The sequence below is a fragment of the Afifella marina DSM 2698 genome (genome assembly GCF_900102695.1).
Lineage (GTDB): Bacteria > Pseudomonadota > Alphaproteobacteria > Rhizobiales > Afifellaceae > Afifella > Afifella marina.
This window is the reverse complement of the sequence record NZ_FMVW01000004.1, coordinates 65,124-78,716: the sequence shown is the minus strand read 5'-3', so window position 1 is coordinate 78,716 and position 13,593 is coordinate 65,124. Positions and strand designations below refer to the sequence as shown.

10 protein-coding genes and 1 tRNA gene are annotated in these 13,593 nt (G+C 61.9%); 1 reads left to right on the top strand and 10 read right to left on the bottom strand.

Annotated features, from left to right (window positions below; all coding sequences use genetic code 11):
• Nucleotides 1-10: 10 nt before the first annotated feature.
• From BLP76_RS10130 to BLP76_RS18935, 4 genes are read right to left on the bottom strand one after another with little or no spacing between them, the layout of a single operon-like run.
• Nucleotides 11-1,102 (bottom strand): DNA polymerase III subunit delta', encoded by a 1,092-nt coding sequence (locus BLP76_RS10130; protein WP_092812258.1) that lies wholly within the window; start codon nt 1,100-1,102, stop codon nt 11-13.
• Entirely contained in the window at nt 1,103-1,753 is a 651-nt protein-coding gene (gene tmk, locus BLP76_RS10125; RefSeq protein ID WP_092812256.1) for a dTMP kinase, read from the bottom strand.
• Nucleotides 1,744-2,919, bottom strand: coding sequence for a D-alanyl-D-alanine carboxypeptidase family protein (locus BLP76_RS10120; RefSeq protein ID WP_092812254.1), 1,176 nt, complete (start codon nt 2,917-2,919; stop codon nt 1,744-1,746). The genes tmk and BLP76_RS10120 overlap by 10 nt, the downstream gene beginning before the upstream one ends.
• Nucleotides 2,920-2,975: 56 nt before the next feature.
• Nucleotides 2,976-3,980 (bottom strand): septal ring lytic transglycosylase RlpA family protein, encoded by a 1,005-nt coding sequence (locus BLP76_RS18935; protein WP_244514536.1) that lies wholly within the window; start codon nt 3,978-3,980, stop codon nt 2,976-2,978.
• Nucleotides 3,981-4,361: 381 nt separating this feature from the next.
• On the opposite strand from BLP76_RS18935, the gene BLP76_RS10110 reads away from it, so the two are divergent.
• Nucleotides 4,362-4,451, top strand: a tRNA-Ser gene (locus BLP76_RS10110).
• 50 nt (nt 4,452-4,501) lie between these two features.
• Here the strand turns inward: BLP76_RS10110 and BLP76_RS10105 are convergent.
• The 6 genes from BLP76_RS10105 to BLP76_RS10085 all read right to left on the bottom strand — a co-directional run bounded on the left by BLP76_RS10105 (nt 4,502) and on the right by BLP76_RS10085 (nt 13,296).
• Nucleotides 4,502-7,912, bottom strand: coding sequence for a DEAD/DEAH box helicase family protein (locus BLP76_RS10105; protein ID WP_092812250.1), 3,411 nt, complete (start codon nt 7,910-7,912; stop codon nt 4,502-4,504).
• 17 nt (nt 7,913-7,929) lie between these two features.
• Nucleotides 7,930-8,862 (bottom strand): hypothetical protein, encoded by a 933-nt coding sequence (locus BLP76_RS18585; protein WP_139163730.1) that lies wholly within the window; start codon nt 8,860-8,862, stop codon nt 7,930-7,932.
• Complete coding sequence (locus BLP76_RS10100; protein WP_092812248.1) at nt 8,862-10,052, bottom strand: restriction endonuclease subunit S; 1,191 nt, start codon at nt 10,050-10,052, stop codon at nt 8,862-8,864. Before BLP76_RS10100 ends, BLP76_RS18585 begins: the two co-directional genes overlap by 1 nt.
• A complete protein-coding gene (locus BLP76_RS10095) occupies nt 10,049-11,578 on the bottom strand; it encodes a type I restriction-modification system subunit M (protein WP_092812246.1) in 1,530 nt (509 codons plus the stop codon). Before BLP76_RS10095 ends, BLP76_RS10100 begins: the two co-directional genes overlap by 4 nt.
• 83 nt (nt 11,579-11,661) lie before the next feature.
• A complete protein-coding gene (locus BLP76_RS10090) occupies nt 11,662-12,270 on the bottom strand; it encodes an HNH endonuclease (protein ID WP_092812244.1) in 609 nt (202 codons plus the stop codon).
• Between the two features lie 6 nt (nt 12,271-12,276).
• Nucleotides 12,277-13,296, bottom strand: a complete 1,020-nt coding sequence (locus tag BLP76_RS10085; RefSeq protein ID WP_244514535.1) for a restriction endonuclease — start codon at nt 13,294-13,296, stop codon at nt 12,277-12,279.
• Between the last annotated feature and the right edge of the window lie 297 nt (nt 13,297-13,593).

The following is a 13,593-nucleotide window of genomic DNA, read 5'->3' as shown; positions in this document are numbered from 1 at the left end:
GTGCCCGCGGTCACATGAAAATAGGGCGGTGGGGATGGCGCACGGCTTCGGCGACCGCCTCGAAGACGTTGAGCACGAACTGCCTGCGGTCGAGATTGAAGGTTTCCACCTCCGCCGAGCGTCGGTGGATCTTTTCCCATAGCTCCGCCCACCTGGCAAGCGGGAGCTCAGGCGGCGAAACGCCCTTTTCGGGCTCCGGCAAGTGCCGGATGCGGCGGTCGAGATAGCCACCGACGAGATCGAAGAATTCCGCCCATGCTGCGCCGCGGGCCGCAGCTGCCTGATTGGCAACAGCGGTCAGGACCGCATGATCGTCACTCGCGAACGCACGGTTGATGGCCCGGTAGAGGCTCAAACCGTCCCCGCGGGCAAGTTCGATTGCCCGGCGCGCACTTCCTGAAGCGAGCGACAAGATCGTGCGAAGGTCTTTTTCCGGCGGTTGCGGCACCTTCAGCGCCTCAAACACCTGGGCGATCGCCTCGGGACTGAGAAGACCGAAGTGGAAGCTGCGGCAACGGGAGCGAATCGTCGGCAAAAGCTGGCCCGGCCGCGCCGTCACCAGCACGAAAATCGTCCGCACAGGCGGCTCTTCAAGGGCCTTGAGGAGAGCATTCGCGGCGCTCCGGTTCATCTCTTCGGCGCCGTCCACGATGACGATGCGCCACAGCCCCTCGCCCGCTGTGGTCCCAACGAACGGCACGATCCGCCTGATCGTTTCGACCGAAATGACGGTGCGAAATGTCTTGCGCTTCTCGTCCCAGGGGCGCTGCAGATGGAGGACGTTGGGATGCGCCCCCTCCCCGACCCGCCTCTGGATCGGATGGTCTGGAGCAATCCCGAGCGAGACGGCCTTCTGGACGCTGTTCGCGGAAGGATCGGGCTCGGCCAAGAGAAACTTCGCAAGTCGGAACGCGAGCGTCGCCTTGCCGACGCCGACGGGCCCCGAAAGAAGCAGCCCGTGTGGCAGGCGATTGCCCCGATAGGCCGTTAGAATCTGTTGCTCAGCGTGCTCCTGTCCGAAGAGATGCGGATTCTCCTGCGGCAGTGGCACGCCTTCAAGTGCTCTGAGGCTCGGCACCTCCTCGGCCGGCTTGCGCGCCATTCAGCTGGCCCCGCCGGCACGAGGCAGACGCGCAACCACGGCAGCCTCGATCTGAGCTGAGATCTCATCCATGCTCAGGCCGGCATCGATGACGACACAACGATGAGGTTCGGCTTCTGCGATCTTGAGAAAGGCCTGTCGTCTCGCTTCGTGAAGCTCGAGTTCATCACCCTCGAACCGGTCGGCCGCACTTCGACCGGCGGCACGCGCCAGCCCCATCGAAGGGTCGATATCGAGAATAAGCGTCAGGTCGGGATGAGTGTCGCACAGAGCCGTCTCTTCCAGCCGCAGGATCGTTTCCGGTGCCACACCAGCGACGCCCTGATAGGCGCGGGTGGAGTCTGCAAACCGGTCGCAGATGACGACTTGCCCTTCCTGAAGCGCCGGCCGAATGAGATGCAGGACATGCTCGCGGCGTGCGACGGCGAAAAACAGCGCCTCCGCTTCGCTGCCGAAAGGCCGGATAAGGCCGGAAAGCAGCATCTCACGGATTGCCTCGCCATGCGTCGTCCCTCCCGGTTCCCGGGTCAGAACGACGTCCCGCCCCTTGCGCCGCAGGAAAGCGTTGAGGCGGCGTGCCTGGGTGGACTTGCCTGAGCCTTCACCGCCTTCCAGCGTGATGAAGAAGCCCGGCTGCGGATTTAGAGCCATCCGAGAAGAAGCTCGCCGAGAGCATCGAAGGCCCGCTGATGCAGCGTGCCGCGGCCGACCGCCTCCGCCGTATAAAGCGGTGTCTCCTGAATCAGCCGATCACCCTGCCAGACCTTCAGGCTGCCGACGCGCATATCCGCCTGAACAGGCGCTTCGAGCGGGCCTTGATAGACGACGCGAGCCTTCAGAGGCTCATCCGAAGCACGTGCGACCAGAATCCGCACAGGGCCTTTGGCCTTGAGCTCGACATGGCCCTTGTCTCCGCCGAAGACGCTCGCTTCGGCAACCGTCTCCCCGGCTTGAAACGCCGTCACCTGGCGGAACGAGCGGAAGCCCCATTCGAGGAGCTTGCGTGCCTCGTTCGCGCGCTCGCGCGAGGTCTTCAATCCGTTGACGACGACGATAAGACGCTGGGTATTGGCGACTGCGGAACCCACGAGGCCATAGCCCGATTCCTGCGTGTGCCCGGTCTTGAGACCGTCGGCCCCGATGCCTTCGCGCAGAAGCGGGTTGCGGTTGCGCTGGGTGATGTTGTTCCAGGTGAATTCCGGCTCGGCGAAGATTTTATAGAGTTCGGGGTATTCGGAGATGATCTGGCGGGCGAGAATCGCCAGATCGCGTGCCGTCACCCGCATGTCCGGGTCCGGCAGTCCGGTCGCATCACGGAACGTCGAGTTCTTCATGCCGATCTCGAGCGCCCGCTTGTTCAGAAGGTCCGAGAAAGCGATTTCAGAGCCGGCGATGCCTTCTGCAACCGCCATCGCCGCGTCATTGCCCGATTGGATGATGATGCCGCGCAGAAGATCTTCGAGCCGCACCCGCGAACCGAGCTTGGCGAACATCGTCGACCCGCCAGAGGATGCACCGCCTTTGCGCCAAGCATGCTCGGAGATGACGAATTCGTCGTCGAGCGAGAGACGCCCTTCCTTGATCTCGTGAAAGATGTACTCGACCGTCATCAGCTTCGCCATGGAAGCCGGCGCCATCGGCTCATCCGCGTTCTTATCGAGGAGAACCGTGCCGCTGTCGTAATCCATCAAGATGGCGAACGGGGCCTTCGTATCGAATGTCTGCGCCGCCCCGAGCTGCGGCGTCAGCACCAGCAGGCTGCCCAGGAATAAGGCGAGCAGACGGATGCGGCGAACCTGAAAGGTGATGCTCTTCATACTCGCTTACGTCGTTTTAGCCCCTCCACGCCATAAAGCGCGCTTAAAGCGGGGAATCAACGGGTCGCAAGTCCGGAAGCGTCGGCTGTCCTGGTAAAACGCGTTGTCTCGGCGTCTGAGAGAACCTGGTCGAAAGCCGAAAAGGCATCATCCACACGCTGATCAGCCGCTTCTGTCGGCCAGAACGAATTGCGCATCTCGGCCTCGGCCGGACGCGCCTGCGGCAGCACGAAACTCGCCTCCTGAGGCAAAGACGTATCGGCTTCCGCCATCTTGGTTGCCGCCGTGAGAGCCGAATAGGGATCGAACGGCGTGCCGGCGGCGACGTCCTTCATATCCACCGCGACGCCCACATCCGCGGCCTCGTCTTCGGCCGGGTTCGTCGTTGGCGCTTCGGCCGCATAAGCCACCATGATATTCGCGGCCGCGTCGGCCGGGTCGGGCCCTGACGGAACGTCCGGCCCCACATAAGAAGCCAGCAGGAACTTCGAATCGTCCTCTTTCAGAGGCGCCGCATCGACATATTCCACTTTCACGTTCGCGGTGCCGATATGCTTGAAGCCGAGCATTTCGGCGGCGTGTTTGGAGACGTCGATCACGCGGTCGGACGAGAACGGTCCGCGATCATTGACACGTACGAGCAGCGACCGATCGTTATCGAGATTGGTGACGCGCACATAGCTCGGCAGCGGCAAGGTCGGATGCGCCGCGGAGAGCCCGTTCATGTCGAAGACTTCACCATTGGCTGTCATCCGGCCATTGAAGGCATCACCGTACCAGGATGCCTTGCCGACGCGCTCGTACTCTTCGTCATGCTTCGGCTTATAGAGGCGCCCAGCGACTTCGTAGACTTTTCCGAGATGACGTCGGGCATTGGCCCGCAGCGAATTGTCGGTTGATTCGCCATCGGCCTCGCTGCCTTGAACCTGCGCCGTCTTGGTGGTGCCGTCGGCGAGACCTGCCCCGTCCGGGGTCGAGGACACACATCCTGCAAGGACGGCGCAGGATGCTGCAAAGGCAAAATGGATGACGAAATGCGGCCGGCGGGTTTTTGCCTGCACCCTGTTCTTCCCCGATATTCCGAAGCCCGGCGAAACTCACCGGCACGTTCGAACGCCTCGTTCCTCCGCCTGCGGCCTTATACGCGGCCGTCTCGGCGAAGCACTTAACCCCTTACCTCGGGGACGTCCTGGCGAGCAATTGTGACGAAGCTGGGGCAATTCTTCGGCCCCTGATTTGCGTCGCGCGACACCTTGCCGGATGTTCTTGCGAAAACTCCCCAAAATCTGCTGATCCGGTGCGTCTCACGGCAATTGTGCATTTCGGCCGATTTCCCGCGATTGTGGCTTCGGCGCCACACGGTTTCGCCATCTTTGCCGCAGCCTTTGACCCCCTTTCGGGGGCTGGTCTTTTTCGTAAGGTTCTGCCATGTCTCCCACGATGGATGGGTGGCCGAGCGGTTGAAGGCACCGGTCTTGAAAACCGGCGTGCGCGAGAGCGTACCGTGGGTTCGAATCCCACCCCATCCGCCAGAAACTCTCAGGCGAAGGCGATCCGATCTCTTTCTCTCGAAAGACTTGGCTCATGCCACGGCGCTTTCGTTGAAGTCCTTGATCACCTCGAACAGCCGGTCGGTGCGTTTGATGTCGAAGACCGCCTCCGGCCCGCTCGGCGCGACGTCGGTGAAAGGGCTCTCGTAAAGAAGCTCCGGCGCCATCACGCCCTGTCGCGTGAGGTGCTCGACCACCATATCGATGAATTCGATCTGCTCCGCGCTCGCGCTGCCGTCCGCGATGAAATCGGAGAAGGCGGCGTTCACCGCCTCACGGTCGAGCCCGACAAGCGAGCGCACGAAGAGACCAAACCCTTCGCTCGTCTCCTTCGCCCTTGCGATCGCCCCCGCATCCCCGATCCCGGCGTCGACAAGCATCGCCTCCAGCTCGGCGAGGTCGGTCGCCGTCAGCGGTTTGCCGTGGCGCAGTTTGTGGAGCGCGATATGGTCCTCATGTGCCTGCAGAAAGGCACGCGCCTTCCGCTTGAAGCGCGCGAAATCGACCTCGCCCACCTGCGGCAGGTCGATCTCGACATCGGCCCCGATCTCGTCGGCGAAGTTGGAATAGACGACCGACTTCTTGCGCCGCTCGATATGCTCCACGAGGTTGCGCAGCCTGAAACGCACGAATTCCAGGAGCGAAACGTTCACCCCCTCCCACCATGCATCGGTCTGGAGAGACTCGATCAGCTCCGCCTGTGCGGCGATGCCGGGGATCGCCGTCTGATCCTCCAGCGCCGAGGCAATTTCCAGAAGCTTCTTCTTCAGCTTGTCGAAGCGCTTTGAGCCCTTGAGGAGCGCCAGCTCCAGCTGGAACATGAGGAGGTCGAAGCGTTTCGCGCCCTCCGTGCCATGGTCCTTCGAAGACGGCAGCGGCGCCAGCTCGTCGACGAGTTCTGCTCGCGCACCTTCGTTGAGGTCGAGCCAGGCTTCCTTCTTCTGATATTTCTCCACGAGCCGCCGCTTCTGCCGCACGGTGAAGCTGTCGAGGTTCATCCCCGCCACCGTTTCCTGCAGATGGCCGAGCGCATCGGCGCGGATCTCCGCTTCGCTCGGCGGCGCATCGGCGGGCCCTTCGAAGGGCGCCTGCTCGCCCTCGCCCATGCCGTCCGCCGGCAGCTTTTCATCGAGCCCCCGCACGAGATCGAGCCGCGCCGCAAACAGCCGCTCCGACAGCGACTTGCCGAGGCTCGGCTCGGTGATCTCCGGATTGGCGCCAAAGAATTCCAGGTTGCCGCAATAATCGAAGACCCGGAAAAACTCCTTGTCCTCGCCCGGCCCGAAGAGGTCGGGGCAGAGCCGCGTCCCCCGCCCCATCATCTGCCAGAATTTCGTCTTCGAGCGCACCAGCTTGAAGAAGACGAGGTTGACCACCTCCGGCACGTCGATGCCGGTGTCGAGCATGTCGACGGAAATGGCGATATGCGGCTCATTCTCGTTGATGGAGAAGGCGTCGATCAGGCTCTGCGCATAATCGACCTTGTAGGTGATGACGCGCGCGAAATGCCCGGCGAGCTCCGGATAGGCGATGTTGAAGCGTTTCTCGATGAACTCAGCATGGTCCTGGTTCTTGGCGAAGATGATCGTCTTGCCGAGCCGGTCGCCACCCACCACCTTGACGCCCTTCTCCATGAAATGGGCGATCACCCGGTCGACCGTATCCTCGTTGAAGAGCCTTTTGTTGATTTCCGCCGCCTCCACGCTGTCGGGGACCTCCTCCTCACCCCATTCCAGCATGTCCCACTGGTCCTTCTCCTCATCCGAAAGCTCGTCGTAGCGAAGGCCCGAGCGGATGATCTTCAGCGGCACGGAGACGGCCTGCGGCGGCACGAGATGCCCGTCCGCCACCGCCTCGTCGAGCGAATAGGCGTCGGTCGGCACGCCGTCTTCCAGGTCGAAGAGCGAATAGGTGTTGCGGTCGATCTCGTCCTTCGGCGTCGCCGTGAGGCCGACCAGAAAACTGTCGAAATAGTCGAAGATCGCACGGTAGCGCTGATAGACGGAGCGGTGCGCCTCGTCGATGACGACGAGGTCGAAATGCCCGGGCCCGAAGGCGCGCGTGCCCTCCGCCTTGCCGTCGATGAGGTTCATCATCGTCGGATAGGTGGAGAGGAAGACGCGCCCCTCCGCCGTCCTCTCGGTGACGAGATTGACGGGGGCTGAATCCGGCAGATGCTTCTTGAAGGCGTTCGTCGCCTGCCGCACCAGGCTCACCCGGTCGGCAAGGAAGAGAACGCGCTTCACCCAGCCGGCGCGCATCATCAGATCGACGAGCGCGATCACCGTGCGCGTCTTGCCGGCGCCCGTCGCCATGACGAGGAGCGCCTTGCGCTCGTTCGCCTCCTCGAAGTTCTTCGTGATCGCCCGGATCGCGCGCTGCTGATAGGGCCGCTCCACGATTTTCCGGTCGATGCGCTCGCCCGAGAGCGTCTTGCGGCTGGTGCGCCGCTGGATCAGAAGCTCAAGCTCGCCCTTTTTGTAGAAGCCGCCGATCTCGCGCGGCGGATAGCGCGTATCGTCCCAGATCCAGTGCTCGTAGCCGTTGGAGAGGAAGATGACGGGCCGCTGCCCGAAGCGCTTTTCCAGGCAATCGGCATAGAGCTTCGCCTGCTGGCGCCCCTTTTCCGGACTGTGCCTCGTGCGCTTCGCCTCCACCAGGCCGAGCGGCCGGCCGTCGCCGCCCCACAGCACGTAATCGACATAGCCGAGGCCCTTCTCGTTCGGCATGCCCGTGACTTCGAACTCAATGTCCTCAGGCTTGTCGAGCCCCCAGCCCGCTTCCTTCAGAAGGAGATCGATGAAGCGGTCGCGCGTTTCCGCCTCGCCGTAATCGTGGCCGTCCGCCACTTTCTCGTTGGCGTCGCGTGTGGCGGCGACTTCCGCGCGGACCCGTTTCAGCTCTTCGTCGAGGTTCTCCTTGTCCTTGAAGAGCGCGGCGAGCTCCCCGTCCTTCGCCTCGAGCGCCTCCTGCTGCGCCTTGATATGCGCAAACGCCTTGGCCATCGCCGCCTCGCGGCGGGTGAGAAGCGTGGGATCGAAGGCGAGACCGTCCGGCGGACGGGCACCGCGAGCATAGGTGCGGGCGAACCAGAAGGCGACGTGGAAGAGCTCCTGGACCGCCCCGAAGGCCTCGGCCTCGGAGATCGGCTTTTCCTCATGGACGGCGCGGTTGCGCAGCCGGTTGATGTAGCGCGCCTTGGCGAAGACGGCCTCGCCCGCGAGCCGCTTGAAGCTCGGCTCATGGAGCAGCGCGGCGATGTTGTCCTGATAGGGGAGCCTCAACCCCGGATCGTTCAGGAACGCCCATTTGACCGCGACCTCGACCGCCTTGCCGGCGAAGAAGGCGGCCGCGGTGGGCGAGGATTTCGCCTGCCGCTCGGCCTCCGCTGCCGGCTCGTGGACGGTGGGGAATTCGGCAGCGAGGAAGGCGAAGTTGGACATGGCTTCCGCTGGTTCGCCTAGTTTCCTGCGTAGCATCGTTCAGCATCTAGGCCGTTGGCAACATACGGAGTGAAGGCCGCCAACATTAGAGACAGACTTACAAAATCTTTGATCGAAATCGGTCGGAGGGCACTATGGGGAGTTCCTGGGTGCGCTAATCCAGGATACCCGCAACGGAAACCATAGAGCTTTTTCCCAACTTCCCGTATCGTTTCGTGGGGCAAATCAAGCTGATTGCACATTGTCCCAAGTGTATTAGCGGTCACACCAGGGCATCTCGCTGCAAGCGCCTCAAGGAGATTGAACTGCCTAAGCAAACAATTTTTCATACGCGCCGGCGTGCGACTTTGTCGTAAATCAGCCAACGCCTCCTCAAACTCGTCAAACAGCTCACACAAATGCGGATCCTGCCCAACAATAACTCTTGTTTCGGACATTAGCTGCGAGAAAACACCACTCAGATTCACGCTCAACATAAATGGATCTCGAAGCTCATACCGAATATTGTATTTTGACAGGAATGAGCTAACCAGGGCACGATATCTTTGTTTTAATCGTTCATCTTCAAATATCTCCAAAGCCAGCCACGAGTCTTCGAGAATTTTTACAGCCATTCCTTCCTTGCCGGCCGATAAAAGAAAACCTCTAAAATAGCTTCGCGACGTTTCTCCAGACAAAGCCGTTTCGTAGCGATCTCGGGCCTTTTGGTATTCCTGAACAAGCTTCTCGTGAGACGCAATTGCGATTGCTACCGCCTCATCAACCAGCTCGCCGGACGCGTTAAACGCTTCCGCGGGTGGAGGCGGCAACGGTTCGGGCCTCTTGGGCTCTGGAACTAAGGCCCGCACCAGCTCCACAAAAAGATCTTCTGGGGCAGCCTCTGATTTCTTGAGCGGCGCCCACACTTCCCCCCAGACTCGGCTCCAAACAGCTATGAGGTTTCCGGCCATCAGAGGGCTCCAGAGAACGCGCGCGCTTGAAGAGAGCGGAACAAAGCAGCGAGAGATCGCTCCGACGACGCCGCGGAGGATCGATGCGCGTGAACCTTTGCAGCAAGGGCGGCAAACTGCTTCTGCAAGTCAACTGGAGGCAAGGGCACTGAAATTTCGCGTAGTTTTCTTTTTGAGATGTTGGGCATTGAGCCAGCCGCACCGCCTGCCAAGGCGGACATTTCAGCCCGCACGGAAGGAATGCTCAAAGCAGACTGAAGGTAGACGGCATTCACAACATCTTCCTTTGGGACGAGTCGAAAAATCAGATCAGAAATATAGAGACCCTGAGGTTTCTCCCACACAAAGGCACTTGCCCCGACGAGCTCCTTCGTATTCTTCCGGCAGAGCAGCACCTCCTCGCGGCCAACTTGATCCTGCGGCCTTGCAGATAGATCACCGGGAAGCGCCTTGTTTTCCTCTGGGCGGAAACTCCCGGATGTCACTGAGCTCAACTTTAGAATGCCGGCTTCGGGAGCCCGCGCTGGCCGACCCAAGCATTTCGGGCTCCAACCACTGTCAATCCTTTCGATTACTTCGCCAAGCGCCACCTGGCTGCCTGCCAACCGTTCTCCGAACATCTCCAGAAAAATCGACTGCGTCAGCCCGTCGAGCAGTTCGAGCGCTTGGCGGCGCTTGCGGCGCAGCGCGTCCGCCTTGTCCAGGATCGCCGCGATCCGCCGCTGCTCATCGAGCGGCGGGAGGGGGATTTCCGAAGCCTTGACTATGCGATCGGTGACCGCGGGATAGCTCGCGCCAGTCGCCTGTCGCACCATACAGTCGACGAAACGGGGTGAGCGAACCCAATGAAATAGATAGTTCGCGTCAATCTTCGTCCGCGCGGGCCGCAAGACGCAGAAACCCGTGGATGCCGTCGATCCATCATGCTTGTCCGGAACCAAAGCGACTGCGTTGAGGTTGGGCCGAACGGTCGAAACCAAGATGTCACCGGCCGCGATCAACTGACGAGCTCGGCTCGGGGCAGACGCTCCAAGGTGATTGACCGCTCCAGTGATCTCCTTCGCTTCCTGGTCCACCGACGACAGATCGATGTAGGCAAATCTGTCGTCCGGAACGCGCGAGGGGTTCCACTTTCGAACTAGCTCAACAACTTCACCGATAGGCACCTCGTCGACGAATCGCGCATTCAAAGCATCGCCTCCAGCTCATCGAGCCCCTCAGCAATCTCCTTCTCCAGCGCCTTCAACTCCGCGATGATCTCCTTCGGCGGCCGGTGTTCTGCCTCCTCGTGCACAACCTCCTTGTAGCGGTTGATGGAAAGGTCGTAATCGGCCGCCGCAATCTCGTCCTTGGGCACGCAAAAACTCTGCTCGGTGCGCGCGCGTTCGCGCTCTGCTCCGGCGCGCTCACACCAGCGTGCGGCGATATCCGGCAGGTTGTTCTTCTCGTGCTCGTCTTCGCTCAGATGCGCGTCGTGGCCGAGCTGGTCTTCCGGCAGAAGCGGGTTGCGCTTGTCGTCGAGCGACAGCCCGTCCTGACGGCAATCGTAGAACCAGACGTCTTCGGTGTCGCCGGAATTCGTCTTGGTGAAGAAGAGAACCGCGGTCGAAACGCCGGCATAGGGGCGGAAGACGCCCGAGGGCAGCTTGACGATGCCGTCGAGCCGGTGATCCTCCACCAGCATCTTTCGGATCGCCTTGTGCGCCTTGGAGGAGCCGAAGAGGACGCCGTCCGGCACGATGACGGCGGCGCGCCCGCCGGGCTTCAGGAGGCGCAGGAAGAGCGCCAGGAACAGAAGCTCCGTCTTCTTCGTCTTGACGATGCGCTGCAGGTCCTTGGCGGTCGATTCATAGTCGAGCGAACCGGCGAAGGGCGGATTGGCGAGAACCAGCGTATAGCCTTCCGCGTCGCTGCCATGCTCCTCGGCGAGCGAGTCCCGGTAGCGGATGTCGGGATCCTCGACGCCGTGCAGGATCATGTTCATGGAGCCGATCCGGAGCATCGTGCCGTCGAAATCGAAGCCGTGGAACATCGTCTCGTGGAAATGCCGGCGAAGCTTGTCGTCGTGAAAGAGCTCGCCGTGGTTGTCGCGCAGATATTCGCCGGCCGCGACGAGATAGCCGCAGGTGCCGGCCGCCGGATCGCAGATGATGTCCTTCGGCGTCGGCGCCACCATCTCCACCATCAGCGCGATGATGTGGCGCGGCGTGCGGAACTGGCCGTTCTGGCCGGCCGTCGCGATCTTCGACAGCATGTATTCGTAGAGGTCGCCCTTGGTGTCGCGATCCTCCAGAGGCAATGTGTCGACCATATCGACGACGCGGTGCAGGAGCGCCGGCGTCGGGATGGTGAAGCGCGCGCCCTTCATGTGTTCGGCGTGGGCGCCCTCCCCGTTGCCCATCTCGCGGATGAAGGGGAAGACGTGCTCGGAGACGATCTTGAACATCGTCGCCGGATCCCGGTTCTTGAGGCGCGACCAGCGCATCTCCTCATAGGCGAGCCCGCGCTCGTCCCCGCCCTCCGGGAAGATGACGCGCTCCGGCGGCTTTCCGGTCCGCAAGGCGCGGCGCTCCGAAAGCAGCTGCGCCTCGTCGAGACCGCGCATGAAGAGGAGATAGGTGATCTGCTCGATCACCTCGAGCGGGTTGGAGATGCCGCCCGACCAGAAGCTGTCCCAGATGCGATCGATCTTGTTCTTCAGTTCACCGGTAACCACGGCTCGTCCTTGGCGTTTTGAATCATCTTTGGGATGGAGTGGCACTCGGACGGGAGGCGCCGCAAGCGGCAATCGAAAGTGCGTCAGCCGGCATCATCCGCTCCCGGCTCCGGGACGGCAAAGCGCATACGTTCAGCGACCGACGGATCGAACGAAGCACGAATGCCGGCTTTGATCCGCTCGGCATGACGCTGCGCCTCCTGCATGCTCGCGACGATCACTTCGCGATTGCCCCAATAGGCATCCCACTCGTCTTCGCCGGCGAGCGCCCGCAAATCGAGAGGGCGGACATCGCCCCATTCTTCGAACCGGGCGAGACGGCGGATGCGCTCTTCAAGGCCCGGCACCCCTCTGGTCTTCGGCGAATTCTTCGCTCCGCTTTCGATCCAGGCGCGCCATTCCTGGCCGCTTTTCGACTGGTTGCAGGGACCGCAGGCGGGAACGAGATTTCGGATCTCCGTGATGTAGCCGGAGGGCTTCTTGCCGCATACGAGCGGCCTCAGATGATCCCAGTCGGTAGCCGGGTCTCCGCAATACGCGCAGCGGATATCGTCGCCATTGATCCCGAGAACGGCGAGTGCTTCGTCCATCTCCTCCGGCGTCGGCACGACGCTTGGAATCACCGCCTGGACGAAGCTGTTTGTGACCGTGGAGGTGCGGCTGGTAATGGTCAGCGGCCTTCGAAACTTCATCGCGGTTCACATCGGCCAGTAGATCCGCTTCAACGGCAGGAGCTGGCGCGTCTCGCTGTCGAGCGCGTCGTAATTCTCGATCACCGCCTCCACGAGGTCGTCGATGCCCATCAGATGGATCGGGATATTGGCACGGTCGGCCTCATAGCGGGCGTCCTTGGTAAAGCCGCCGGTGCTGACATAGAGCCCCTTGTCGCCGGGATGCCGACCTCCGAGGAAGGAGCGGATTTCCTGCGAGCCCATGGCCGCGGTGCGGTGCTTCACCTCCACAACGATGCGCGGCGCCTCGAAGCCGAAGCCGTCGGGCGAGGCGACGATGTCCTTGCCGCGGTCCGGACCATCTGGGGAGATGCGCGTCTTGTATCCCATCGCGCGCAGCAGGCCGGCAGCGAGCTGCTGCATGCCGCGCCAATCGAGCGCACTGATCTTGTCCTTGATGAACTCCGTCGCTCGGGCCTGCACATCTTCGATGAGAGCGGACACTTCGACTTCGCTTTCGTCCGAGGCGGTTGAAACCGCACCGGAGGCGGATGCCTCCTCGACAGCGGGCCTCTGTGTCGCGAGCGCCCGTTCCAGGTCCTTGGCAGCGTGGTCGGGAATGAGAAAAAGCGTCGAGATCGCACCGAGGCTGTTCTTGCTCGCGATGGTCAGGAGATCGCGGCTCACCTCGCCGTCCCAGGTCACAGGTCTGAGATTGGGATCCTCTTTGTCGATGAGCGGATCAAAGCGATAAGGCCCACTCGCCGTCCCGACCAGATAGACACGCCGGCTCGGATTGTAGGTGACGATGCGGTCGCCGTCAGCGATCTCGCTGCGGAAACGGTGCAGCTGGCTCGCTGCCATGCGGTGCGCCTGAAGCGGCTGGTCCGGCCATTCCTGCGCAACGAGCTCTATGATTGCCTCGCGCGAGGTCAGCTCGTCGAGCGGGCCGATCTCGCCCCAGCCGACCGCCACCGCCGATTTTTCCTTGAAGTCGTCATAGAGCCGGCGGCCCGTCTCGGCCCGCACCATCCACATCCGCTTCATCTCGTCCCCCTTAACGAGCGGAAGGTGCAATCCCGACGAAGACTTGTCCAGCGCGACCCATTCTCCGCCTCTGCATGACCAGGACGACAGCGTCGGCTCCGCTCCCACAGGTATTCCGAGGGTGATTGCGCGCGACCTGAAGAGCTTCACGATGTTGCTACAAAGTTGAGGCTTACAATCATTGTAGCAGGATGATTTATTGTTTATTGGCAATGAAGTATGAGGTCGACCAGATCCTCCCACCCCATCCGCCATCAACTCAAGAATATCTGGCAACAAGCCGTGCGGCCGCTCCCT